The organism is Microbacterium sp. NPDC064942 (assembly GCF_049545525.1).
Classification (GTDB): Bacteria; Actinomycetota; Actinomycetes; order Actinomycetales; family Microbacteriaceae; genus Microbacterium; species Microbacterium gawkjiense.
This window is the reverse complement of record NZ_JBMWDR010000007.1, coordinates 120,385-144,494: the sequence shown is the minus strand read 5'-3', so window position 1 is coordinate 144,494 and position 24,110 is coordinate 120,385. Positions and strand designations below refer to the sequence as shown.

General features: G+C 69.7%; 25 protein-coding genes, 1 tRNA gene and 1 pseudogene. 18 read left to right on the top strand and 9 right to left on the bottom strand.

Annotated elements, in window-relative coordinates:
• Genes ACPEH2_RS12505 through ACPEH2_RS12480 form a run of 6 tightly spaced genes read left to right on the top strand, consistent with a single transcriptional unit; the run spans position 1 to position 8,135 of the window.
• Entirely contained in the window at positions 1-1,470 is a 1,470-nt protein-coding gene (locus ACPEH2_RS12505; RefSeq protein WP_423718838.1) for an amino acid permease, read from the top strand.
• The gene (locus ACPEH2_RS12500; protein ID WP_423718837.1) at positions 1,471-2,829 is read left to right on the top strand and encodes a flavin monoamine oxidase family protein; all 1,359 of its coding nucleotides are present in this window, start codon (positions 1,471-1,473) and stop codon (positions 2,827-2,829) included.
• Complete coding sequence (locus ACPEH2_RS12495) at positions 2,826-3,710, top strand: universal stress protein (protein WP_217530784.1); 885 nt, start codon at positions 2,826-2,828, stop codon at positions 3,708-3,710. Before ACPEH2_RS12500 ends, ACPEH2_RS12495 begins: the two co-directional genes overlap by 4 nt.
• A 17-nt stretch (positions 3,711-3,727) precedes the next feature.
• Positions 3,728-5,293: an APC family permease gene (locus tag ACPEH2_RS12490; protein WP_064002973.1), complete on the top strand. Its 1,566-nt coding sequence runs from the start codon at positions 3,728-3,730 to the stop codon at positions 5,291-5,293.
• Entirely contained in the window at positions 5,290-6,750 is a 1,461-nt protein-coding gene (locus ACPEH2_RS12485) for an NAD-dependent succinate-semialdehyde dehydrogenase (RefSeq protein ID WP_217530786.1), read from the top strand. The genes ACPEH2_RS12490 and ACPEH2_RS12485 overlap by 4 nt, the downstream gene beginning before the upstream one ends.
• A gap of 20 nt (positions 6,751-6,770) precedes the next feature.
• A complete protein-coding gene (locus tag ACPEH2_RS12480) occupies positions 6,771-8,135 on the top strand; it encodes an NAD-dependent succinate-semialdehyde dehydrogenase (RefSeq protein WP_359919530.1) in 1,365 nt (454 codons plus the stop codon).
• Here the strand turns inward: ACPEH2_RS12480 and ACPEH2_RS12475 are convergent.
• The gene (locus ACPEH2_RS12475) at positions 8,119-8,304 is read right to left on the bottom strand and encodes a hypothetical protein (RefSeq protein ID WP_359919528.1); all 186 of its coding nucleotides are present in this window, start codon (positions 8,302-8,304) and stop codon (positions 8,119-8,121) included. The two genes, ACPEH2_RS12480 and ACPEH2_RS12475, sit on opposite strands and share 17 nt — an antisense overlap.
• Positions 8,232-9,056, bottom strand: coding sequence for an ATP-binding protein (locus tag ACPEH2_RS12470; RefSeq protein ID WP_423718836.1), 825 nt, complete (start codon positions 9,054-9,056; stop codon positions 8,232-8,234). The genes ACPEH2_RS12475 and ACPEH2_RS12470 overlap by 73 nt, the downstream gene beginning before the upstream one ends.
• Positions 9,057-9,272: 216 nt before the next feature.
• Here ACPEH2_RS12470 and ACPEH2_RS12465 point away from each other — a divergent pair.
• The 9 genes from ACPEH2_RS12465 to ACPEH2_RS12425 all read left to right on the top strand — a co-directional run bounded on the left by ACPEH2_RS12465 (position 9,273) and on the right by ACPEH2_RS12425 (position 15,635).
• Positions 9,273-9,345, top strand: a tRNA-Trp gene (locus tag ACPEH2_RS12465).
• Between the two features lie 44 nt (positions 9,346-9,389).
• Positions 9,390-9,656, top strand: coding sequence for a preprotein translocase subunit SecE (gene secE / locus ACPEH2_RS12460; RefSeq protein WP_064002978.1), 267 nt, complete (start codon positions 9,390-9,392; stop codon positions 9,654-9,656).
• A 107-nt stretch (positions 9,657-9,763) separates the two neighbouring features.
• Positions 9,764-10,774, top strand: a complete 1,011-nt coding sequence (gene nusG, locus ACPEH2_RS12455) for a transcription termination/antitermination protein NusG (protein ID WP_423718835.1) — start codon at positions 9,764-9,766, stop codon at positions 10,772-10,774.
• 188 nt (positions 10,775-10,962) lie between these two features.
• Entirely contained in the window at positions 10,963-11,394 is a 432-nt protein-coding gene (gene rplK / locus ACPEH2_RS12450) for a 50S ribosomal protein L11 (RefSeq protein WP_064002980.1), read from the top strand.
• Between the two features lie 13 nt (positions 11,395-11,407).
• Positions 11,408-12,097 (top strand): 50S ribosomal protein L1, encoded by a 690-nt coding sequence (rplA, locus tag ACPEH2_RS12445; RefSeq protein WP_064002981.1) that lies wholly within the window; start codon positions 11,408-11,410, stop codon positions 12,095-12,097.
• Between the two features lie 73 nt (positions 12,098-12,170).
• Positions 12,171-13,211, top strand: a complete 1,041-nt coding sequence (locus ACPEH2_RS12440) for an NAD(P)H-dependent flavin oxidoreductase (protein ID WP_359919525.1) — start codon at positions 12,171-12,173, stop codon at positions 13,209-13,211.
• A 112-nt stretch (positions 13,212-13,323) separates the two neighbouring features.
• Positions 13,324-14,118, top strand: coding sequence for an amino acid ABC transporter substrate-binding protein (locus ACPEH2_RS12435; RefSeq protein WP_064002983.1), 795 nt, complete (start codon positions 13,324-13,326; stop codon positions 14,116-14,118).
• Between the two features lie 121 nt (positions 14,119-14,239).
• A complete protein-coding gene (locus ACPEH2_RS12430; protein ID WP_423718847.1) occupies positions 14,240-14,863 on the top strand; it encodes an amino acid ABC transporter permease in 624 nt (207 codons plus the stop codon).
• On the top strand, positions 14,850-15,635 hold the full coding sequence (locus ACPEH2_RS12425) for an amino acid ABC transporter ATP-binding protein (protein ID WP_311285435.1): 786 nt from the start codon (positions 14,850-14,852) through the stop codon (positions 15,633-15,635). The genes ACPEH2_RS12430 and ACPEH2_RS12425 overlap by 14 nt, the downstream gene beginning before the upstream one ends.
• 4 nt (positions 15,636-15,639) lie before the next feature.
• Here ACPEH2_RS12425 and ACPEH2_RS12420 read toward each other — a convergent pair whose 3' ends face one another.
• The 6 genes and pseudogenes from ACPEH2_RS12420 to ACPEH2_RS12395 form a co-directional block, all read right to left on the bottom strand.
• Positions 15,640-15,918, bottom strand: coding sequence for an acylphosphatase (locus ACPEH2_RS12420; RefSeq protein ID WP_253035406.1), 279 nt, complete (start codon positions 15,916-15,918; stop codon positions 15,640-15,642).
• On the bottom strand, positions 15,918-16,949 hold the full coding sequence (locus tag ACPEH2_RS12415; RefSeq protein ID WP_359919520.1) for an NADP-dependent oxidoreductase: 1,032 nt from the start codon (positions 16,947-16,949) through the stop codon (positions 15,918-15,920). The genes ACPEH2_RS12420 and ACPEH2_RS12415 overlap by 1 nt, the downstream gene beginning before the upstream one ends.
• A gap of 125 nt (positions 16,950-17,074) precedes the next feature.
• Positions 17,075-17,551, bottom strand: a complete 477-nt coding sequence (locus tag ACPEH2_RS12410) for a MarR family winged helix-turn-helix transcriptional regulator (RefSeq protein ID WP_217530797.1) — start codon at positions 17,549-17,551, stop codon at positions 17,075-17,077.
• Between the two features lie 10 nt (positions 17,552-17,561).
• Positions 17,562-19,241, bottom strand: a complete 1,680-nt coding sequence (locus ACPEH2_RS12405; protein WP_359919518.1) for an MDR family MFS transporter — start codon at positions 19,239-19,241, stop codon at positions 17,562-17,564.
• Positions 19,242-19,369: 128 nt separating this feature from the next.
• A complete protein-coding gene (locus ACPEH2_RS12400; protein ID WP_359919516.1) occupies positions 19,370-20,047 on the bottom strand; it encodes a YqaJ viral recombinase family protein in 678 nt (225 codons plus the stop codon).
• A gap of 66 nt (positions 20,048-20,113) precedes the next feature.
• Positions 20,114-20,320 (bottom strand): annotated as a pseudogene (locus tag ACPEH2_RS12395) (sugar kinase); the annotation flags it as partial.
• A gap of 544 nt (positions 20,321-20,864) precedes the next feature.
• Here ACPEH2_RS12395 and ACPEH2_RS12390 point away from each other — a divergent pair.
• The 3 genes from ACPEH2_RS12390 to rplL all read left to right on the top strand — a co-directional run bounded on the left by ACPEH2_RS12390 (position 20,865) and on the right by rplL (position 22,946).
• On the top strand, positions 20,865-21,590 hold the full coding sequence (locus ACPEH2_RS12390; RefSeq protein WP_359919514.1) for a hypothetical protein: 726 nt from the start codon (positions 20,865-20,867) through the stop codon (positions 21,588-21,590).
• A 436-nt stretch (positions 21,591-22,026) separates the two neighbouring features.
• Positions 22,027-22,515 carry a 50S ribosomal protein L10 gene (rplJ, locus tag ACPEH2_RS12385; RefSeq protein ID WP_064002996.1) on the top strand — a complete coding sequence of 163 codons (489 nt, stop codon included), beginning with the start codon at positions 22,027-22,029 and terminating at the stop codon, positions 22,513-22,515.
• Between the two features lie 50 nt (positions 22,516-22,565).
• Positions 22,566-22,946, top strand: coding sequence for a 50S ribosomal protein L7/L12 (rplL, locus tag ACPEH2_RS12380; protein WP_018186979.1), 381 nt, complete (start codon positions 22,566-22,568; stop codon positions 22,944-22,946).
• 77 nt (positions 22,947-23,023) lie between these two features.
• Here the strand turns inward: rplL and ACPEH2_RS12375 are convergent, their stop codons facing one another.
• On the bottom strand, positions 23,024-24,064 hold the full coding sequence (locus ACPEH2_RS12375) for a LacI family DNA-binding transcriptional regulator (RefSeq protein WP_217530805.1): 1,041 nt from the start codon (positions 24,062-24,064) through the stop codon (positions 23,024-23,026).
• Between the last annotated feature and the right edge of the window lie 46 nt (positions 24,065-24,110).

Here is a 24,110-nt window from a genome sequence, read left to right as displayed (position 1 = left end):
ATGGCGGGGTCCGACAACTGGTCGCAGCCGGTCTCTCCCGAGACGTCGGCGGGGCTCGGCGCGGTGACGCAGGCGCGCTCCAACAAGCTGCGCTCGCGGCACGTGACGATGATCACCCTCGGCGGGATCATCGGGGCGAGCCTGTTCGTCGGGTCCGGAAACGTGATCCGCGAGGTCGGACCGGCCGCGATCGTGTCGTACCTCATCGGCGGTCTGCTCGTCTTCTTCGCCATGCGCATGCTGGGCGAGATGGCGGCATCCCGTCCCGCGATCGGCTCGTTCATGGAGTACGCCCGCGTCGGTCTCGGCGACTGGGCGGCGTACCTCGTGGGCTGGCTGTACTGGTACTTCTGGGTCGGAGTCCTCGCCTACGAGGCGGTGCTCGGCGGCGAGACGCTCCACACGTGGCTCCCGGCGCTGCCGTCCTGGGCCTGGTCGCTCATCCTCATCGCGATCTTCGTCGGCACCAACGTCATCTCGGTTCGCACCTTCGGCGAGGTCGAGTTCTGGCTCGCGAGCATCAAGGTGCTCGCGATCGTCGTCTTCCTGGGCGCCGGCATCCTCTTCGCCCTCGGGCTCTGGCCGGATGCGACGTTCGCCGTGCCGAACCTCTGGGAGCACGGCGGGTTCGCCCCCAACGGCATCGGCGTCGCCTTCACCGGCGTCGCGCTGGTGATCTTCTCGTACTTCGGCACCGAGATCGCCGTCATGGCCTCGGCCGAATCGGTCGACCCGGCCAAGGGCATCCGGCAGGCGACGAGCACGATCATCTGGCGCATCCTGCTGTTCTTCGTGGGGTCGGTCCTCGTCATCGTCACCGTCGTCCCCTGGGACGAACTGCCCGTGCCGACCGATGTCGCCAACGCGCCCTTCACGATCGCGCTGTCGCGCTTCGGCATCCCGTTCGCCGACGTGATCATGCAGCTCGTCATCTTCACGGCCGTCATCTCGGTGCTGAACTCCGGGCTGTACTCGGCCTCGCGCATGTTCGCCGCGCTCGCCGACAAGGGGTTCGCCCCGAAGGTCGTCGCCCGCCGCTCCCGCACCGGGGTGCCGGTGTTCGCCCTGCTCGCCTCGACGATCGGCGGGCTCATCGCGACGCTCGTGAACTTCGTCGCCCCCAGCTCGGGCATCTTCGACTTCATCATGAACTCGGCGGGCCTCGTCGCCCTCTTCGTCTACGTCTTCATCGCGCTCACGCAGATGCGGCTGCGCCAGAAGATGACGCCCGACGAGGTCGCGAAGCTGAAGCTCAAGGTGTGGCTGCACCCGTGGCTCAACATCCTCCTCATCGCGGCCATCGCCGCCGTCGTGGCCATCATGTTGACGTCGGAGTCCGGGCGCGCGCAGGTGTGGACGAGCCTCATCGCGACCGCCGTGCTGCTCGTGTTCTGGCCGCTCGTGCGGCGCAACCTCCGTCGCCGGCCCGACCACGCGCCGACGACCAGCTCTCTGACGAAGGAGTCGTGAATGACCGAGATCACCCGTGACGTCGTGATCGTGGGAGCCGGCGCCGCCGGCCTCACCGCCGCGAACGAGCTGCGCAAGGCCGGTCTGTCGGTCGCCGTCCTCGAGGCGCGCGAGCGCGTCGGCGGTCGCCTGTGGACCGACGTCGTCGACGGCGCGATGCTCGAGCTCGGCGGCCAGTGGGTCTCGCCCGACCAGGACGCCCTCATCGAGACGGTCGCCGAACTGGGTCTCGAGACCTTCAGCCGCTACCGCGATGGCGACAGCGTCTACGTCGGGCCCGACGGCACCGTGTCGCGTTTCACGGGCGAGATGTTCCCCGTGAGCCCCGAGACCGAGCGGACGATCGACGAGATCACCCGCCGGCTCGACGCGATGGTCGCCGAGATCGACCCCGACCGTCCCTACGCGCACCCGAAGGCCGCCGAGTGGGACACGATCACGTGGGACGCGTGGCTGCGCCAGCAGACCGACGACGACGAGGCGGTCCGCAACCTCGCCTTCGCGACCGGGTCGGCGATGCTCACGAAGCCGACGCACGCCTTCTCGCTGCTGCAGTCCCTGCTCATGGCCGCGAGCGCCGGCAGCTACTCGCACCTCGTCGACGCGGACTTCATCCTCGACAAGCGCGTCGTCGGCGGCCTGCAGCAGGTGCCGGTCCTCCTCGCGGAGCGCCTCGGCGACGACGTCTTCCTGAACCGTCCGGTGCGCACACTGGAATGGTCGGATGCCGGGGTCACGGCGCACGCCGAGGGCCTCACCGTCCGGGCGCGCAGCGCGATCCTCGCCCTCGCGCCGGTGCTGTACCACCGGATCTCGTTCGAGCCGCCGATGCCGCGTCTTCAGCACCAGATGCACCAGCACCTGTCGATGGGGTTCGTCATCAAGGTGCACGCCGTCTACGAGACGCCGTTCTGGCGCGAGAAGGGCTTGTCGGGCACCGCCTTCAGCCCCTACGAGATCTGCCACGAGGCCTACGACAACACGAACCACGAGGACCCGCGCGGCACGCTCGTCGGCTTCGTGTCGGACCGTAACGCCGACGACATGTTCCGCCTGTCCGCCGAGGAGCGCAAGGAACGCATCCTCGAGTCGCTGACGCACTACTACGGCCCCGAGGCGAAGGACCCGGTCGTCTACTACGAGAGCGACTGGGGCACCGAGGAGTGGACCCGCGGCGCCTACGCGGCGAGCTTCGACATGGGCGGCCTGCACCGCTACGGCGCGGATGTGCGCACGCCCGTCGGGCCCATCCACTTCGCCTGCAGCGACATCGCGGGCGCCGGCTACCAGCACGTCGACGGCGCGATCCGCATGGGTCGCCTGGCCGCCCGGAACGTCCTCGCGGACGGCCGGGCATGAGCGGCCGGATCGTCGTCGGGTACACCGCGACGAAGGCGGGCCGCGACGCGGTGGCCGTCGCGGGCGGGCTCGCCGCGGCATCCGGTGCCGAGCTCGACATCGTCCTGGTCCTGCCGGGGGAGGGGCGCAGCGTCATCACCCCTCCCGACGCGTCGTACGACCGCTACCTGCTCGGCCAGGCCGAGTCCTGGCTCGCCGAGGCGGCCGCGGATGTGCCGAACGGCGTGGTCCACCGCGAGCACGCCCGCTACGCCGAGTCGTTCGCCGAGGGTCTCGTCGAGGCGGCCGACGAGTTCGGCGCCTCGCACCTCGTGGTGGGCGCCGCCGACGGCGGCTCGCGGGGCCGTCACCGGCTGGGCTCCACGACGAGCCAGCTGCTCCACTCCTCCGACGTTCCGGTTGTGCTCGTGCCGCGCGGTGCGCGCAAGCGGGTGACGGATGCCGGTGTTCCGCGCCTGACCGTCGCGGTCGGCACGCGTGCCGGTGCCGACGTCCTCCTCGAGGAGGCCGTCGCGCTCGCGTCGGCGACGGGGGCGTCGCTGCGCCTCGTCTCGCTCGTGACGGTCGACCTGCCCGCCTCGGTCGACACGGGGGTCATCCGCCTCGCCGGGGCCGCCCACGCCGAGAAGGTCCTCGACGACGTCCTGACGGCCATCCCCGAGGGGGTCCGCGCCGACATCGTGACCGCGAAGGGCGACAGCATCGAGGATGCCGTGGCCCACCTCGACTGGCTGCCGGGCGAGATGATCCTCGTCGGCTCGAGCCGCCTCGCGCAGCCGCGGCGCCTCTTCCTGGGATCGGTCGCGGCGAAGCTGCTGAGCGAGATCCCGGTGCCGATGGTCGTCGTGCCTCGCACCCGCACCCCCGAACAGTCCCGCTGATCCGAAGGAGCTCGACGATGAGCCAGCACGCCGCAGAGAAGATCCCCGGCGCGAAAGACGCCGCGATCTCCGCCAAGGGCCTCAGCGCCGGAACGGTGGGCCTGGTCGGCGCCGTCGTGATCGGTGTCTCGACGATCGCCCCCGCCTACACGCTCACCGCCTCCCTGGGGCCGACAGTCTCGGCGGTGGGCGTGCAGGTGCCCGCCGTGATCCTCGTCGGGTTCATCCCGATGCTGCTCGTCGCTCTGGGCTACCGCGAGCTGAACCGGGTCATGCCCGACTCCGGAACGAGCTTCACGTGGGGCGTCCGCGCCTTCGGCCCGTGGATCGGATGGATGACGGGCTGGGGCCTGATCGCGGCGACCGTCATCGTGCTGTCGAACCTCGCCGGCATCGCCGTCGAGTTCCTCTTCCTGCTGATCGCGCAGATCAGCGGCAACGAGGGCATCGCCGAGCTCGCCTTCAACCCGTTCATCAACGTCGGGGTGTGTCTCCTGTTCCTCCTGGGCGCGACGCTCGTGTCCTACCGCGACATGCAGACCACGCAGAAGTTCCAGTACGTCCTCGTTGGTTTCCAGGTCATCGTGCTCGTCCTCTTCGCGGTCGCCGCCTTCGTGAAGAGCTTCAGCGGGGACGGCATCGACCACCTCGCCTTCGACTGGTCGTGGGTCAACCCGTTCGAGGTGTCGAGCTTCAGCGCCTTCGCCGCGGGCATCTCGCTGTCGATCTTCATCTTCTGGGGCTGGGACGTCGTCCTGACGATGAACGAGGAGACGAAGGACCCCGACCGCACGCCCGGACGCGCCGCGATGGTGACCGTCGTGGTCGTGATGGCGCTCTACCTCGCCCTGTCCGTCAGTCTGATGATGTTCGCCGGCGTCGGGACCGGGGAACTCGGGCTCGGCAACGAGGACATCTCGGCGAACGTCTTCTTCGCGCTCTCGGGCCCCGTGCTCGGACCGTTGGCGTTCCTCGTCTCGCTGGCCGTGCTCTCGAGCTCGGCGGCATCCCTCCAGTCCACTGCGGTGGGACCGGCCCGGACGCTGCTGGCGATGGGGCACTACGGCGCGTTGCCGCGTCGGTTCGCCGCCGTCAGCCCGCGGTTCTTCACGCCCGGCTTCGCGACGATCGTGTCCTCCGTCGTCGCCGCGGTGTTCTACGCGGTCATGCGGCTGCTCAGCGAGAACGTCCTCACCGACACGATCCTGTCGCTCGGGATGATGATCTGCTTCTACTACGGGCTCACCGCCTTCGCGTGCGTCTGGTACTTCCGCAAGCAGTGGTTCGATTCCGTCCGGTCGTTCCTGTTCACATTCCTCTCGCCGCTCGTCGGCGGGGTGATCCTCGCCGTCATCTTCGTCACGACCCTCGTCGACTCGATGGACCCGGCCTACGGGTCCGGCTCCGAGGTGTTCGGCGTCGGCCTCGTGTTCATCCTCGGGATGCTGATCATCGTCGTCGGGATCGTCACCATGATCTGGCAGTCCGTCCGCCGTCCGGCGTTCTTCCGCGGGCAGACGCTCGCGATGGACGCACCCCCCAGTGCGCGGAAGCTGCGCGCAGAAAGCGAGAACAACCGATGACCTCCCGCGAGTCCGACTTCCTCGCCCAGATCCCGAACCAGCTCTTCATCGGAGGCCGGTGGGTGGATGCCGAGGAGGGAAAGACCCTCGACGTGTTCGACCCGTCGACGGGAGACGTGATCCGGCGGATCGCCGACGCCTCGCCGGGCGACGGCATCCGGGCCCTCGACGCGGCCGTTGCAGCGCAGGAGGCGTGGGCGGCGACCGCGCCCAGGGAGCGGAGCGACATCCTCCGCCGCGCGTTCGACCTCGTGCAGGCCCGCAAGGAGGACCTCGCCCTTCTCATGACCCTCGAGATGGGCAAGCCCCTCGCCGAGTCCCGGGGAGAGGTGGCCTACGGGGGCGAGTTCCTGCGCTGGTTCAGCGAGGAGGCCGTGCGCATCTCGGGCCGCTACGGCATGAATCCCGAGGGCACGGGGCGCATGGTCGTCTCGCAGCGCCCCGTAGGTCCGTCCTTCTTCATCACGCCGTGGAACTTCCCGCTCGCGATGGCGACTCGCAAGATCGCCCCCGCGCTCGCCGCGGGCTGCACCGTGGTCGTGAAGCCCGCCGAGCTGACGCCGCTGACGACCCTGTTCTTCGCGCAGCTGCTCGCCGAGGCCGGCGTCCCCGAGGGCGTCGTCAACGTGATCACGACCTCGTCGTCGAGCGCGGTGTCGGGGCCGATCATCTCCGACCCGCGGCTGCGGAAGCTGTCGTTCACGGGGTCCACGCCCGTCGGTCAGAAGCTCATCGCCCAGGCGGCCGAGGGCGTCCTGCGCGTCTCGATGGAGCTCGGCGGCAACGCGCCGTTCGTCGTCTTCGAGGACGCCGACCTCGACAAGGCCGTCGACGGCGCGATGCTCGCCAAGTTCCGCAACATCGGACAGGCCTGCACGGCGGCCAACCGCTTCATCGTGCACGAGTCGGTCGCGGCCGAGTTCTCGCAGCGCGTCGCCGACCGCGTGCGCGCCATGAACGTGGGCCGCGGCACCGAGGACGGCGTGCAGATCGGTCCGCTCATCGACGACCGCGCGGTCGCGAAGGCGCAGGAGCTCGTCGGCGACGCCGTCGAGCGGGGCGCCCGCATCCTGGCCGGCGGCAACGCCCTCGAAGGTCCCGGCACCTTCTACGAGCCGACGGTCGTCGAGGGTGTCGTCCCCGGCAGCGCCATCCTCCGCGAGGAGATCTTCGGGCCGGTGCTCGCGATCTCCACCTTCTCCGACGAGGACGAGGCCGTGCGCCTGGCCAACGACACCGAGTACGGGCTGGTGTCCTACGTCTTCACGCAGGACCTCGCCCGCGGCCACCGCATGATCGACCGTCTCGAGACGGGCATGATGGGCCTGAACGTCGGCGTCGTGTCCAACGCCGCTGCCCCGTTCGGCGGGGTCAAGCAATCGGGCATGGGGCGCGAAGGCGGCCTGGAAGGCATCCACGAATACCTGAACGTGAAGTACACCCTGATCCCCGCCTGAGCGGGACGAAGAGGAGCATCATGAGCGACTACGCCGTCATCGACCCCGCCACGGGGGAGACCCACGCCACCTACCCGACCGCCACCGCCGACGAGGTGGAGCGCGCCCTGGCCACCGCCGACGAGGCCGCCCGCGGGTGGGGGCGCACCTCCACGCCCGCTGAGCGGGCCGACCTGCTGCGCCGCGCCGCGCAGCTGCACCGCGAGCGCCGCGACGAGCTCGCGAAGATCATCGTCCGCGAGATGGGCAAGCAGATCGACGGCGCGCTCGGCGAGGTCGACTTCGCCGCCGACATCACCGAGTACTACGCCGACCACATCGAGGAGATCACCGCGGACGCGCCCGTCCCGATCGACGGCGACGGCACCGCCGTCATCCGCAAGGCGCCCCTGGGCGTGCTGCTGGGCGTCATGCCGTGGAACTTCCCCTACTACCAGGTGGCCCGTTTCGCGGCCCCGAACCTGGCGGTCGGCAACACGATCCTCCTCAAGCACGCGCCGCAGTGCCCCGAGTCCGCAGCGGCGATCGAGGCGATCTACCGCGACGCGGGCTTCCCCGAGGGCGCGTACACGAACGTCTACCTGACGAACGAGCAGGCCGCCGACGTCATCGCCGACCCGCGGGTGCAGGGCGCCTCGGTGACGGGTTCCGAGCGTGCCGGCGCGGCGGTCGCCGAGGTCGCCGGCCGCAACCTCAAGAAGGTCGCCCTCGAACTCGGCGGGTCCGACCCGTTCATCGTGCTGTCGGCCGACGACATCGACGCGGTCGCGCAGGCGGCGGTCGACGCGCGCCTCGACAACACCGGGCAGTCCTGCAACGGCGCGAAGCGGTTCATCATCGTCGACGGGCTCTACGACGCGTTCCTCGAGGCGTTCACCGCCAAGATGGCCGCGGCGAGCGTCGGCGACCCGTGGAGCTCCGACACGGTCCTCGGCCCGCTGTCCTCGGTCGCGGCCGCCGAGCGTCTCGAGAAGCAGATCCGGGATGCTGCGGCCCAGGGCGCCACGATCGTCACCGGCGGCACCCGCGACGGTGCCTTCTTCACCCCGACCGTCCTCACGGGCGTCACCCCCGAGATGGACGTTTACCGCGAGGAGCTGTTCGGTCCGGCGGGCGTCGTCTACCGCGTCGCGAACGAGGACGAGGCGGTCCGCCTCGCCAACGACACCCCGTTCGGCCTCGGATCGTACGTGTACACGACCGACCCCGAACAGGCGAAGCGGGTCGCCGACAGGATCGAGGCGGGCATGGTCTACGTCAACCTCGTGCTCGCCGACGAGCCGGGCCTGCCCTTCGGCGGCATCAAGCGCAGCGGCACCGGCCGCGAGCTGGGGCTCCTGGCGGCCGACGAGTTCGTCAACAAGAAGCTCATCCGCATCGGCTGAACGAACGGCCGGCCAGCAGGCGCGCGCGCGTGTCGAGTACGTCGGCGACGTACCAGTGCGCCTCGTTGGCCTGGCCGAGCGCCAGCGCCTGGTCGATCACGTCGGAGGCGTCCTCGTCGCCGCGCTGCATCTTGGCCTGCGCGAGCAGGTGCAGCGCCTCGGCGAGCACGCCGACCTGGTCCTCGCGGTCCCGGATGAGGCCGATCGCGGTGTCGAACGCGAGCACGGCGTCGTCGAACTCCCCGAAGTTGCCGAGGTGCCGGCCCTGCTGCACGAGCGCCTGCGCCTGGCCGCCGGCTCGGTGACGGTCGTCTCGCCGCCGCCGGGGAGGTCGACCACGACGGTGTGGGGCAGGTAGCGCCCGAACGTCTCGGCGAGGTCGAGGACGGTGCTCGTTTCGAGCAGCGACCGCGTGTCGGCGCGCGGGGTCAGGTGCACGCTCGTCCCGACGGGGAGGTCGCCGGCGTACGGCGACACCGTGAAGGTGCCGTCGGCGTGGCCGGTCCATTCCACGGCGCCGCCCCCCGCGGCGCTGCGCGAACGGATGACGATCGTGTCGCACACCATGAAGCACGACAGCATCCCGATGCCGAACTGGCCGAGGAAGTCGCCGCGCGGCAGGTCGAAGATGTCGCGCTTCGAGCTGCGTCCCACCGTCGCGAGCAGATCCGCGACCTCGGCCTCGGTGAGCCCGATGCCGTCGTCGCGCAGGACGAACTCGTCCGACGCGGCGCTCACGGGCGTGATCCGGATGCGGCCGCCCCCGCCGTCGAGCGCACGTCGAGCGGCGATCGCGTCGACGGCGTTCTGGAGGAGTTCGCGCAGGAACACGCGGGGGCTCGAGTAGATGTGGCGACTGAGGAGGTCGATGACACCCCGGAGGTCGACCTGGAACTGGTGGGCGGCGGAACTGTCGGTCACCGGGCTCCTCGTGATCGTCCGTGCGCCGGACCCCCTCCGGCGCTGCCGCGACAGGACGGCCGGACAAGCCTAGCGAGGCCCTTCCGGGAGGGGGGAGGATGCCGCGCGTTCGCCACCCCGCGAGGCATGCCGTATGCTTGTGCGCGCAGTTGTCTGCATTCTTTTGCCGTGCCCATGGGGTCGGCGAGGATGTGGATCCCCGGGTCGCAAGACCTTAGGGCGGTAGCTCAATTGGCAGAGCAGCGGTCTCCAAAACCGCAGGTTGCAGGTTCGATTCCTGTCCGCCCTGCGCGTCAGCGTCAGCTGACTCGAACCGAGCAACAGGTGGGTTGAATGGTCCAGGATGAGCCGAACGGCGAGGTCGTCGCTGCCAGCAGCGGCGCCACCCGTGAGAAGAAGCTCAACTTCTTCCAGCGGATCGCCCTCTTCATCCGTCAGGTGATCGCCGAACTCCGCAAGGTCGTCACGCCGACCCGGCAGGAGCTCGTCAAGTTCACGCTCGTGGTCCTCGGATTCGTCGTCGTCGTGATGGCGATCGTCTACGGGCTCGACCTGCTCTTCACCTGGGTCACGGACATCGTCTTCGACGTGCCGAGCTGACGAACGGACGACCATCCGTCGCGGTGACGGACGGCATCCCGGACCACGGGATCACCCGCCGACGCGCCGCTGAACATCGAAGCCGAACCTGCAGGGAAGTGAATGACGTGACCGAAAGATATGTCGACGACGCCGACTGGTCGACCGCCGCGGAGCAGTCCAGCGAGGACGACGAGGCCCAGGAGGGCAACGTCCTGGCCGACCAGGAGCGTTCCGCCGAGTCCGCCGAGCACGCCGCCCTGCACATCGAGGACGACGAACCCTCCGATGACGAGCCCACGGGAGAGGACGCCGTCGTGATCGAAGACCCCGAGGCCGACCGCATCGTGAACGACGCGCTCGAGATCGACCAGGCCGACGAGGCCGAGGCCGCCGCCGAGGTGCTGACCGAGTCGCTCGCCGACGAGGAGGCCGAGCGCGCTGCGGCCGCCGCCGACGAGGTCGCCCCCTACGACGGTCCCGAACTCGGCGACGACGAGGACGAGGACGAGTCCCCCGAGGACCCGTACGAGGCGTTCCGTCAGGAGCTGCGCTCGCTCGAGGGCAAGTGGTACGTCATCCACTCCTACGCCGGCTTCGAGCGCAAGGTGAAGGCGAACATCGAGCAGCGCAAGTCGACGCTCGAGGTCGAGGACGACATCTACCAGGTCGAGGTCCCCATGGAGGACGTCGTCGAGATCAAGAACGGCCAGCGCAAGATGGTCAACCGCGTGCGGATCCCCGGCTACGTGCTGGTCCGCATGGAGCTCAACGAGGACACCTGGTCGGTCGTGCGTCACACGCCCGGTGTCACCGGCTTCGTCGGCAACGCCCACAACCCCACGCCGCTGCGCTTCGAAGAGGCCTTCAACATGCTGAAGCCCCTCGTCGAGGCCAAGGAGGTCGCCCCCGCCAAGGCCGGTGCCGCCAAGGGCTCCGCCACGCAGGCGCGCTCGGTCGTCACCGAGGTCGACTTCGAGATCGGCGAGACGATCACGATCAAGGAGGGTTCGTTCGCGGGTCTGCCCGGATCGATCTCCGAGATCAAGCCCGAGAGCGGCAAGCTCACCGTCCTCGTCTCGCTCTTCGAGCGCGAGACGCCGGTCGAGCTCAGTTTCGACCAGGTCACCAAGCAGTAAGCGCCGCACCGCGCGACGCGAAGGCCCCGCTCCGGCGGGGCCTTCGCCGTACTGCCGGAGGATGCCGGATGCGGTAGACTCATGTGGTTTGTGTGTCGCTTCGTCGCGCGCACGGACACCACCACGACCCGGAACCGCCGGGACCGTGGGAGAACGGGGCATCCGTCCCGCTCGTGAAAGGAAGAGGAATGGCACCGAAGAAGAAGGTGACCGGCCTGATCAAGCTTCAGATCAACGCCGGTGCCGCCAACCCGGCGCCGCCGATCGGCCCCGCGCTCGGTCAGCATGGCGTCAACATCATGGAGTTCTGCAAGGCGTACAACGCCGCGACCGAGTCGCAGCGCGGCAACGTCATTCCCGTCGAGATCACCGTCTACGAGGACCGCAGCTTCACCTTCGTCCTGAAGACCCCGCCCGCCGCGGAGCTCATCAAGAAGGCCGCCGGCGTCGCGAAGGGCTCGAAGACCCCGCACACCGTCAAGGTCGCGAAGCTCACCAAGGACCAGGTCCGTCAGATCGCCGAGACGAAGATGCCCGACCTGAACGCGAACGACATCGAGGCCGCCTCGCTGATCATCGCCGGCACCGCCCGCTCCATGGGCATCACGGTCGAGGACTGAGGGGAAGAACATCATGGCTAAGTCCAAGGCTTACGAAGCAGCAGCGGCGAAGATCGACCGCTCCACGTTCTACTCCTCCGAGGAGGCCGTCGCCCTCGCGAAGGAGACCGGCTCCGCGAAGTTCGACTCGACCGTCGAGGTCGCGCTGAAGCTCGCCGTCGACCCGCGCAAGGCGGACCAGATGGTCCGCGGCACGGTCATCCTGCCCCACGGCACCGGCAAGACCGCGCGCGTCATCGTGTTCGCGACCGGTCCCGCCGCCGAAGCGGCCATCGCCGCGGGTGCGGACGAGGTCGGTGGCGCCGAGCTCATCGAGAAGGTCGCCGGTGGCTACACCGCGTTCGACTCGGCGGTCTCCACCCCCGAGCTCATGGGCCAGGTCGGTCGCCTCGGTAAGGTCCTCGGACCCCGCGGCCTCATGCCGAACCCCAAGACCGGCACCGTGACCCCCAACCCGGCCAAGGCCGTCGAGGAGATCAAGGGCGGAAAGATCGAGTTCCGCGTCGACAAGCACGCCAACGTCCACTTCGTGGTCGGCAAGGCGTCGTTCACGGCTGAGCAGCTCAACGAGAACTTCACCGCCGCTCTCGAAGAGATCGTGCGCCTGAAGCCCTCGAGCGCGAAGGGCCGTTACATCCAGAAGGGCGCCATCTCGACCACGTTCGGTCCCGGCATCCCGCTGGACGTCAACGCTCTCGTCTGAGATCACTGACCGTACGGGGCTCCACCTTCGGGTGGGGCCCCGTCGTCGTTCCCGCCCTTGGTAGCGTCAGGGGGTGACCGGTGATCTGCATTCCCTTCTCGGTATCGACACCCCGATCGTCCTCGGCCCGTTCGGTGGGCTCTCGTCGGTCGCGCTGACGGCGAGCGTGAGCGACTGCGGCGGCCTCGGATCCTTCGGACTGTACGGCTACTCGGGCGACCGCATCCGTGACACCGCGACGGCGCTGCGCGCCGCGACCGGGCGCCCCTTTGCGCTCAATCTGTGGCTGCCGCTGGGCGACGAGGTCGCGCCCGACGAGGTCGACCTGACCGCCGCGCAGGCGGCCGTCGCGCCGCTGTTCGAGGCGGCCGGTGCGGCCGTCCCGCCGCTGCCCGCCGCGTTCCTCCCCTCGCTGTCGGAGCAGCTCGACGCGGTCTGGGATGCCGCGCCCGCCGTCCTGAGCGTCGTGTTCGGGGTGCCCGCGCCGGAGGTCGTCGCCGAGGCGCATCGTCGCGGCATCCGCGTCATCGGCACGGCGACCTCCGTCGCCGAGGCCGTCGCGCTGGAGGAGGGTGGCGTCGACGCGGTCGTCGCGAGCGGTGCCGAGGCAGCCGGTCACCGGGTGAGCTTCCTGCGACCGGCCGAGGAGTCCCTCGTGGGGACGTTCGCCCTCGTGCCGCAGGTCGTCGACGCCGTCGACATCCCGGTGATCGCCGCCGGCGGCGTGGCCGATCGTCGGGGTGTCGCGGCGGCATTCGCGCTCGGGGCGGCCGGCGTGCAGGTGGGGAGCGCGTTCCTGCGGACGCGGCAGTCGGCGGCCGCCGAGGCGCACCGAGCCGCACTCGCGGCGGCGGCGGACACCGACACGGTGCTGACCCGGGCGATGAGCGGGCGCCTGGCCCGCGGCATCCCGAATCGAGCGGTGCGGACGATCGAGGACGGCGGGGCGATCGCGCCGTTCCCGGCGCAGAACTGGCTGACCGGCGGATTCCGCTCCGCCGCACCGCACAGCGGCGACCTCGTGTCGCTGTGGGCGGGTCAGGCGGCCGCCCTGTCGCGGTCGGACGACGCCGCCGCAGTGTTCGCGGAGCTGGTCCGCGGGCTGCCGCGCTGACACAGTCCGTCACCCGGGGAAGATCTCGGGCCGCTGCGTGTTGTACTGAAGGGTCGCGCCGGCCACCGATGCTGCGCGACCGCATCCCGACACCCCCTCACCAAGGAGATCCATGTCCCGTCGTACCGCTGCCCTCGGAGCCCTCGCCCTCAGCACCGTCCTGGCGCTGACCGCCTGCTCCACGAGTTCGGGGCAGCCCGGTGCCGGCGGCGAGGACCTCGGTCTCGCCAAGGCGGGCACGCTCACGGTCGCCACCGAGGGCACCTACCGTCCGTTCACGTACCACGACGAGACCGGCAAGCTCGTCGGCTACGACGTCGAGATCATCGAGGCCGTCGCCGAGAAGCTCGATCTGAAGGTGGAATTCCAGGAGACCCAGTGGGACGGCATCTTCGCCGGTCTCGATGCGGGCCGCGTCGACGTCATCGCCAACCAGGTCTCGATCAACCCCGAGCGCGAGGAGAAGTACCTCTTCAGCGAGCCGTACACCGTGTCGCCGAGCGTCGTCGTGGTCCAGGAGGGCGACGACTCGATCTCGAGCTTCGCCGATCTGAAGGGCAAGAAGACGGCGCAGTCGCTCACAAGCAACTTCTTCCAGCTGGCCGAGGAGGCCGGCGCCGACGTCACCCCGATCGAGGGCTGGGCACAGGCCGTCGAGCTGCTGCGTCAGGGCCGCGTCGACGCGACCGTCAACGACAAGCTCACCTTCCTCGACTACGAGAAGACCAACGGACCCACGGGCCTGAAGATCGCGGCCGAGACCGACCCCGCCCAGAGCGCCGTCGTCGCCGCCAAGGACAAGACGGCGCTGATCGAGAAGATCGACGACGCGCTCGACGAGCTGCGCGAAGATGGAACCCTCGCGAAGATCAGCGAGACCTACTTCGGAGCCGACGTCACCGAGTGATCCCGGCCCCGACGGGCTCGGCGCGACGCTGCGAGGCGTCCGTCGGGCCCGTCGCCCGTTCTGAGAAAGGATGCCGGTGGACGCCGATACGTGGCAACTGGTCCTGAGCTCGTTCTGGCCGATGCTCCTGGCCGGGGTGACGGTCACGATCCCGCTCGCCCTCGTCTCGTTCGTGATCGGTCTCGTGCTGGCGATCGCGGCGGCGCTGATGCGCATCTCGGGCAACCGGGTGCTGTCGGGTCTTGCCCGCGCGTACATCTCCGTCATCCGGGGGACGCCGCTGCTCGTCCAGATCTTCGTGGTCTACTACGGGCTGCCGCAGATCGATGTGCGCCTCGACGCCTGGCCGGCCGCCGTCATCGCGCTGTCGCTCAACGTCGGCGGGTACGCCGCGGAGGTCATCCGCGCCGCGATACTCTCCGTCCCCAAGGGGCAGTGGGAGGCGGCATTCACCGTCGGTCTGCCGCGGGCCACGGCGCTCCGACGCATCATCCTGCCGCAAGCGGCGCGCGTCTCGGTCCCGCCGCTGTCGAACACGTTCATCTCGCTCGTGAAGGACACGTCCCTCGTGGCGCAGATCACGGTGGCCGAGCTGTTCCTCGCGGCGCAGCGCATCGCCGCGTTCAGCTCGGAGTTCCTCGTCGTCTACATCGAGGCCGCGTTCATCTACTGGCTCTTCTGCCTCGTCCTCTCCTTCGGTCAGGACCGCATCGAACGGAGGCTCGATCGCCGTGTCGCACACTGACGCCCCCCTGCTGGCCGTGACCGGACTGCGGAAGTCCTTCGGCGACAACGTCGTCCTCGACGGCGTGGACTTCGCCGTCGGTCGCGGCGAGGTCGTCTGCCTCATCGGTCCGAGCGGGTCCGGCAAGACCACGGTGCTCCGGTGCCTCAACGGCCTGGAAGCCCCCGACGCCGGCGTGGTGACCTTCTCCGACGGCCAGACGCACGACTTCGGCCAGTCGGCCACGGGGCGGGCGGCGAAGCAGCAGCGCGCCGCGCTCCGGGACCGCTCCGCGATGGTCTTCCAGCACCACAACCTCTTCCCGCACCTCACGGTCCTCGAGAACGTGATCGAGGGACCGGTGCACGCGCGGGGGGTGACGAAGGATGCGGCCGTCGCCGACGCCGAGCGGCTGCTGGCGCGCGTCGGACTCGCTGAGAAGCGCGATGCCTATCCGCACGAGCTGTCCGGCGGACAGCAGCAGCGGGTCGGCATCGTACGGGCGCTCGCGCTCGCTCCCGACGTCCTTCTCTTCGACGAGCCGACCAGCGCCCTCGACCCGGAGCTCGTGGGCGAGGTGCTGCTGGTGCTCAAGGAGCTCGCCGACGAGGGCTGGACGATGGTCATCGTTACGCACGAGCTCGGCTTCGCGCGACAGGTCGCCGACGAGGTGGTCTTCTTCGACGGCGGCATGATCGTCGAGCGCGGTCACCCCCGCGACCTCTTCACCGCGCCGACGAACGAGCGCACCCGGCGCTTCCTCGACCGCATCCTGCGACCGCTCGAGGACTGACGCGTCAGGCGTCGCGGCGGATCTCGAAGTCCGCCTCCTCGTCCTGCGGCGTGACCTCGGTCAGCACGACGTCGTCGACGACGCCCCCGCGCGGCCCCTTCGCCGCCCAGTCGACGACCGCCTCGACGGCGGCCGCGTCGCCCTGCACCTCGGCCTCGACCGTGCCGTTCGAGAGGTTGCGCACCCATCCGGTGGCACCGGCCGCACGCGCGGTGTGCTGCATCGCGAACCGGAACCCGACACCCTGGACGATGCCTCGGACGACGAGGCGGATGCGGCGCATCAGGCGTCCGCCACGCTCAGCACGATCTTGCCGCGCGTGTGGCCGCGTTCGAGCTCGCGGTGTGCCTCGGCGGCGTCGGCGAGATCGAACACCCGGTCGATGTAGACCTGCACGGCACCCGAGTCGAGCAGGCGTCCGAGCGTCGCGAGCACGGCACCGTCGGGGATCGTCTTGTAGGAGGTCGCGCGCACGCCGGCCGCCGCGGCGGCATCCGCGTATCCGTCCCAGGCTCCCGTGGGCACCATGACGTACAGACCGCCCGGGCGCAGGACGGTCAGGGACCGCGTACCGGTGTCGCCGTGGACGTTGCCCACGAGGTCGATGACGACGTCCACCTCGCCGACGACCTCCTCGAAGCGGGTCGTCGTGTAGTCGATGGCGACGGATGCCCCGAGCTCGCGCAGCCAACCGAGGTTGCGCTCCGAACCGGTCGCCGTCACGTGGGCACCGAAGTAGGCCGCGAGCTGCACGGCGAAGTGACCGACGCCGCCGGAGCCGGCGTGGATGAGGACGCGCTGGCCCTCGTGCGCGTGAGCGGTCTCGACGACGAGTCCCCAGGCAGTGAGCGCCGCGACCGGCACCCCCGCCGCCTCGACGTGCGACAGCGAGGCGGGCTTGCGCGCCACCGACAGGGTGGGCACGACGAGGTAGTCGGCGTAGCTCCCGCCCGTCCGGGGGAAGGCCGCCATCCCGAACACCGGGTCGCCCGGCTGCAACGGGTGGGCCTCGAACGGGCTCGCGACGACGACCCCGCTGAAGTCGAAGCCGAGGGGCGTGGGGGCACCGTCGAGGAGACCGTTCAGGCCGCGACCCGCGCGGGTCTTGGCGTCGATGGGGTTCACGCCGGCGGCGACGACGCGCACGAGCAGTTCGCTGAGCGCTGGTTTCGGGACGGGCAGCCGGGCGACACGGAGGGCCTCGGCGTCGCCCGGGGCGTCGTAGACCACGCCGCGCATGTCCGGGGGAGGAGCGGTCACCTCGACGGCCTCGCTCGCGGTGGGGGCTGCGGATCGCAGCGGCCGGAATCGCATCGGCTGCTCCTTCTCACCTGCGCTCGACGGCGAGCGCGGGGGTGCTCGGTGGAAGACCAGTCAATCGCGACATTGTCTCGACGGTGTTACGTCGGCGTCACCGGAGCGAGAATCCCGGCGGCGGCCTACGTGGTGGGGCCGCCGTCGGGTCGGGATCCGGCGACGAGGGCGTGCAGCAGTCGGGCGAGGTTCTCGATGTCCTCGACCCGCCAGTCCTCCAGCGCGGCGAGCAGCGCGCCCTCCTGGGGGCCCCGGGCATCCGCGAGGCGATCGCGGCCGTGCGCCGTGGCGCTCAGCAGGCTCGACCGGCCGTCGTTGGGGTCGGGGGTGCGTTCGATGAGTCCGAGCTCCGTGAGCTCGCGCACGCTCCGGCTGAGTTGGCCCTTGTCGAGCAGGAGCATCTCGGCGAGGGCGGACTGGGTGACCGGCTCGTGACGCACGATCGTCGTGAAGACCTTGTAGGCGCCCGGCAGCATCCCCGGGCTCACACGGTTGGCGTTCTCGGTGATCTTGCGCCTGAAGAGGGTGATCAGGTCGCTGAACTCGCCCTCGAGAGCCCGCACCGCGCGGGTGCGGGCCTCTCGGTCGGTCGCTGCGGACATCGTGTCCATGTTATCGCCGTGCCTCGCTCGCGGCCTCGTCCGCCGGGGCGTCGGGGGCGACCACGGGAACCGTGCCCGTCGCGGTGACGGCGTCCATTCCGGCGGGCACCGACACGGTGGCCAGGTCGGCCTCCGACGCGTGGCGACGCTCGGAGGTGGTCATGGTGCTGAGGCTGCGGTCGGGCAGGAAGATCACGGCCAGGATGCTGATCACACCGAACGGCACCGCGATGAGGAACGCGGACGAGATGCCCTGCGCGTAGATGTCCTCGACGATCACGCGGAGGCTCTCGGGCATGGTGGCGACGCGGGGGAGTGCGCCGGAGGCGAGCTGCTTGGCCCAGGTCGCCCCCTCGGGCCCGAGGGCGGTGAGGGCGGCGACGATCTTCTCCTGCGCTCCGCCGAACAGGTCGGTGACGCGCGTGGCGAGCGCCGCGCCCATGAGCGAGACGCCGACGGTGCCGCCGAGGCTGCGGAAGAAGGTCACACCCGAACTCGCGACGCCGATCTCCGACGGCTTCGCGGTGTTCTGCACCGCCAGGACGAGGTTCTGCATCGTCATGCCGACGCCCGCGCCCAGCAGGAACATGTAGACCGAGACGAGGAAGAAGTCGGTGTCGTAGTGGATGGTCGACAGGAGGGTCGCGCCGGCGGTCAGCAGGATGCTGCCCACGACGAGGTACGGCTTCCAGTGGCCGAAGCGCGTGATGAGCGCACCGACACCGACCGACGACAGCAGGAGCCCCGCGATCATCGGGATCGTCATGAGGCCGGCCTCGGTCGGCGTGGCGCCGCGGGCCATCTGCATGTACTGGCCGAGGAAGACCGACGCACCGAACATCGCGATGCCCGTGGCGATCGAGGCGACGACCGCGAGGGTGAAGGTGCGGTCGCGGAAGAGGGTGAGCGGCACGAGCGGCTCGCTGGTGCGCAGTTCGACGACGACGAACAGCACGGCGGCGACGAGGGCGCCACCGACCATGAGGATGGTCTCGGTGCCCCACCAATCGAAGCTGGAGCCGGCGCTGGTGACCCAGATGAGCAGCAGCGAGACGGCGGTGGACAGCAGCACGATGCCGAGGTAGTCGATCTTCGGACGGCGACTGCTCACGCTCGAGTGAGGCAGGGTGCGCTGCACCATGATGAGCGCGGCGACGGCGATCGGGAGCGACACGAAGAAGTTCCAGCGCCAGCCGAACGCGTCGGTGATGACGCCACCCAGCAGCGGGCCGCCGACGGTCGCGACGGCCATGACGGCGCCGAACAGGCCCATGTAGCGGCCGCGCTCACGCGGGCTGATGATGTCGGCCATGAGCACCTGGCTGAGGGCCGCGAGGCCTCCTGCGCCGAGACCCTGCACGGCGCGGAACGCGATGAGCGTGCCGGGGTCCTGCGCGAACCCGGCGGCGGCGGTCGCGAGGACGAAGATGACGAGCGCGATCTGGTAGAGCGCCTTGCGGTTCACGAGGTCCGCGAGCTTGCCCCAGATGGGCGTCGAGATGGCCGTGGTGAGCAGGGTGGCGGTCACCACCCAGGTGAACGCGCCCTGGTCGCCCCGGAGGTCGTGGATGATCACGGGCAGCGACGTCGAGACGACCGTCGACGCGATCATCGACACGAACATGCCGAGGAGCAGCCCCGAGAGCGGGGCGAGGACCCGGCGCGGCGCGGTGGGGGTCGAGGTGGACATGCGACTCCTGTTAGATGATTCAGGTCAACATTTGATAGACGTCAACTATATGGCGACATTTGATCCACGTCAACTATCTCCCCGAGGCGCGACGAAACACCGCCCGAAGGCGGCCTCATCGCGGGGGATCAGTCGGCGAGGGCGAGCGCGCGGAAGATGTCGCGTTCGCGCAGCTGCTCGCGGCGGCTGACCGGCGCGGCCGTCTCGCGCACCGGCGGCGTCTTACCGGTCGTGCGGTGGTAGAGCTCGTCGATCAAGGCGGTCGCCAGGCGCACGAGCGAGCCGATCTCGGCCTCGTCGCGATCGATCCAGGCGCACCGCGGCTCGTCCCGGAGCGGGACGAAGTCCTGGTGCTCCTCCCACACGACGAGCGTGCGCTCGGCGCCGAGGACGTGCTGCTGCCACCACACCTGACGCAGGTACGTACGGGGGATCGACTTCCACGTCTTGTTGGTCGTCTTGATCTCGGCGAGCGTGACGCGGCCCGCGGCATCCACCATGATCCCGTCGGGCGTGGCGAGGTGCCGCTTCTCGATCTCGGCGTGGAACAGCGCCGACGACGGACGGATGCCGTGGGTCGCCGCGACCCAGGCGGCGATCTCGGGCTCACGCCGTCGGCCGTGGTCGGTGTAGGCGTTGCCGCTGAATCCGGAGCCGTTCAGTTTCGCCTCGGCCGCCCGGGCGATCGCCTTCTCGCTGGTGAGCGAGGCGACGTCCGTGGCCGTGATCCCGCGGGAGCGGGCCCGCATCCACGCGACCCGGTCGCGGGAGTCCGCGACGATCCGGGCGGCGAGTTCGGGAGTCACCCGTCGATCCTAAGTCGCCCCTCCCGCACGGGCTGCCCCGACCCGCCGCGCGCGGCCGTCGCCCGATCAGACGGTCTCGACCCCCGCGGCGAGGACGTCCCGGGAGAGCGCATGCTCGACGACGAGGATGCTGGCGCCCAGGACGCCCGCCTCCGCACCCGTCGCGGACTGCACGATCGACAGGTGCGCCGTCGCGAGCGGCGCGGAACGGGAGTACACGACCTCGCGCACCCCGGCGATCAGGTGCTCGCCCACCCGCGCCATCGATCCGCCTTCTCCTCGCACTGACCCGCGCCGGTGCCGGCGCGCGAGGGCGTGCGCTGCGTCGCCCGCGCGCTGCGCTGCCGCCCGTGCGCTGCCGCCCGGCATCCGCCCTTCTGTCCACATCATGTCGTCTGGTCGACATCACACGTCGTGAGCTGCGCGGAACGTGTGTTCTCGTGCGGACGACATGATGTGAACATCCGTCGCTTCCTCCACTGGACGACGGATTGCGGAGGCTTCCCCGGTTCGGTGCGCGAACCCCTCTGGGCCGGGTCGCCCTGGGGAGGCTCGCTGCATGCCTCGACACATCTCGTTCGCCGAAGCGCGCCGGCTGATTCTCGATCGTGCCGATCTGGAACGCTCCGGGTGGCGGTCGCGTGACATCACGGACGCGGTGAGAGAGGGTCGGATGCTGCGGATCCAACGCAATCGATACGTCCTCGCCGAGCAGTTCGACGACCTATGGCCCGAAGCGCGCCACCTCGTCGAGATCGCCGCCGCCGATGCTGAGCGGAAGGACGGGACGAGCGTGTTCTCCTATCAGTCCGCAGCGGTGCTGTGGGGACTGCCGCTTGCACGGCACGTACCCGATGCGGTTCACGTGAGCTTGCCGGCGGATGGCCGGCTGGTCAGTCGCGCGGCGCTGCGCCGACACGCGGATCGGCTCGAGCCGTCCGAGATCACGAACCCGTTCGATGTGCCCTGCACGACCTTGGCCCGGACGCTCTGGGATGTGTGTCGAGTTCTGCCGCCGTCCAGCGGTGTCGCGGCCGCCGACGCGGCATTGCGCATCGTGGCGTCCACATCCGGCGGCGATCCCGAGGCGGTCGAGCGCTGGCGTCAGAGTGTGCTCGACATCGGCCGGCGAAAGCGCGGTTCACGCGGAGCGGCTCGTGCAGGGACGGTCATCGCCTTCGCGAACGGTCTCGCCGAGAGTACGGGCGAAAGCATCGCGCGCTGGATGCTGGCGGAGATCGGGTTCGCCCGATTCCGGCTCCAAGTCCCGGTGCGCGGGCCCGCCGGCTCGGACTACCGCGTCGACATCGAGCTGGAGGACGAGAACGTTCTCGTCGAGTTCGACGGCGCGGTCAAGTACCGCGACGATGAGCTCCGCGCCGGTCGACACCTGGACGACATCCTGCTCCTGGAGAAGCAGCGTGAGGATTGGATCCGAGGCGTGACACAGAAGCGACTGGTGCGCATCGGGTGGACGGACCTCGACACACCGCAGGTGCTCGCCGCCCGGATGGCTGCCTTCCGGATCTCACCCCGCCCATGAGCGCGGCGAACGCGGCATCCCCTGCCTCCTCCGTCGTGCACATCATGTGCTCTGAACGACTGCACATCTCCTAAACCGTCCGCATCGTGTGCTCTCGTCGGGAGCACATGATGTGGACGACGCGGCGGCGCCTCGCCCGCACCTCTCGGCACGCGGGCGCGCTTTCGCGCGAACGCACGGACCGGATGCCGGGATTTGGCGGGTGCGCGAGCGCGGCGTACACTGGGGGACAAGCCAAAGACCGTCGGTCATCGTTGTGCGCCCGCGCACACGATCGAAGCTCTGCATCGCAGGGGCCCGCGCAGGTGTACGACAGACTTCCGGGAAACCGGGCCGAAGCTCCGTGCGCATGCGCCGGAGCTTTTCTCATGCAGCCCGACCGTCGAGGTCGACGTCCCGCCACCGCGGGGCGTCTCGTACACATCAAGGAGTGACCATGGCGCAGAAGGATGCATCGGTCGCCGAGCTCACGAAGAACTTCGAGGACTCGAACGCCGTCTTGCTGACCGAGTACCGCGGTCTGACGGTTGCCCAGCTCAAGCAGCTGCGCAACGCGATCCGTCAGGACGCGCAGTACGCCGTGGTGAAGAACACGCTGACCAAGATCGCCGCGAACAACGCGGGGATCACGGCGCTGGACGAGGACCTCAAGGGTCCCTCGGCCGTCGCTTTCGTGCACGGCGACTTCGTCGCCACTGCCAAGGCTCTGCGTGACTTCGCCAAGGCCAACCCGCTTCTCGTGATCAAGGGCGGCATCTTCGAGGGCAACGCGCTCTCGGCCGACGAGGTCAACAAGTACGCCTCGCTCGAGAGCCGCGAGGTTCTGCTGGCGAAGGCTGCGGGCATGATGAAGGCGACGATGGGCAAGGCTGCCGCCACCATCGACGCGCTTCGCGAAAAGCTGGAGACCGCTGACGCCGCGTAAGCGACGAGCGAGCTCTTTTACACACACCCCATCTATCTAGGAGATACATCATGGCGAAGCTTTCCACCGAGGAGCTGCTCGAGCAGTTCGCCGGCCTCACCCTCGTCGAGCTCAGCGAGTTCGTGAAGGCGTTCGAGGAGAAGTTCGACGTCACCGCTGCTGCCCCCGTCGCCGTTGCCGGTGCCGGTGGTGGCGCTGCTGCTGAAGAGGTTGAGGAGAAGGACTCCTTCGACGTCATCCTCGAGGCTGCCGGCGACAAGAAGATCCAGGTCATCAAGGTCGTCCGCGAGCTCACCTCGCTCGGCCTCGGCGAGGCCAAGGCCGTCGTCGACGGTGCTCCCAAGGCCGTGCTCGAGGGCGCGAACAAGGAAGCCGCCGACAAGGCGAAGGAGGCCCTCGAGGCCGCCGGCGCGACGGTGTCCGTCAAGTAAGGTTCCGCACCTTTCCGAAGGCCTCGGATGCTTCGGCATCCGGGGCCTTCGGCCGTTTCCGGGGTGGATGCCGGGGGTCAGGACCAGGCCGCGTCGCGGACGGCGGCGCTCGATGACCCGGTCGGTGTGGACGTCGAGTTCCGCACCACCAGTCGGGGTCGGATTATGACGCTGGTCGGTTCGGCCGTCGGATCCTCGATGTGCCGCATGAGCAGTTCCACGGCCGTCGCGCCCTGCTCGCGCGGGATCTGCCGCAGCGTCGTCAGGGCGAACATCTCGGCGTTCTCGTGGTCGTCGATGCCGATGACGCTGAGGTCGGAGGGGACCAGGATGCCGAGGCGCCGCGCCGCGATGATGGCGCCGATCGCGACCTCGTCGCACGCCGCCACCAGTCCGGTGGGTCGCTGCGAGGGGTCGCTGAGCAGATCGACCGCGGCGGCGTAGCCGGCGGACATCGTGAGCTCCGCGGGCGTGCGGCTGATGTGGTCGCTGAGCCCCGACTCGCGCATCTCGCGTTCGTAACCCTCGTAGCGCGCGGACTCGACGTGGGGCCACAATGTCGCCGCCGTGCCGCCGAGGAACGCGATGCGGCGGTGTCCCAGCGAGACGAGGTGCGCCGTCGCCAGGGCGGCCGCGTGCGCGTCGTCGAGGGTCACGACGCTCGTCGTGCGCTCAGTGCCGATGATGCTGACGACCGGGCGGCTGAGCGACAGCAGGGTCTCGAGCTCGCTCTCGGCGGGCTCCAGCCCGACCGCGATGAGCCCGTCGAACCTCTTGCGGGTGAGGAACTCGTCGAACACGCGACGGCGGGTCTCGCTGCCCGGGTCGGCGTCGTACAGGGTGAGGTCCAGTCCGCGTTCCAGGAGCGCCTGCTGGATGCCCTCGAGGACCTCGGCGAAGAACCATCGGTTGACGTGCGGCATCACGACGCCGACGTTGCGGGTGCGCCCCGTCGCGAGGCTGACGGCGCTCGTCGACGGTGTGTATCCGAGCCGGCGTGCGGCCTCGTGCACACGTCGTCGGGCATCGGCCGACACCTGCGTGCTGCCCGTCAGTGCGCGACTGGCGGTCGCCTTCGATACGCCGGCCTCACGTGCGACGTCGGCGATGGTGCTCATCGGTCCTCCTCGACCCCGTCCGACCGTCCCCTCGGTCGAGGACTCA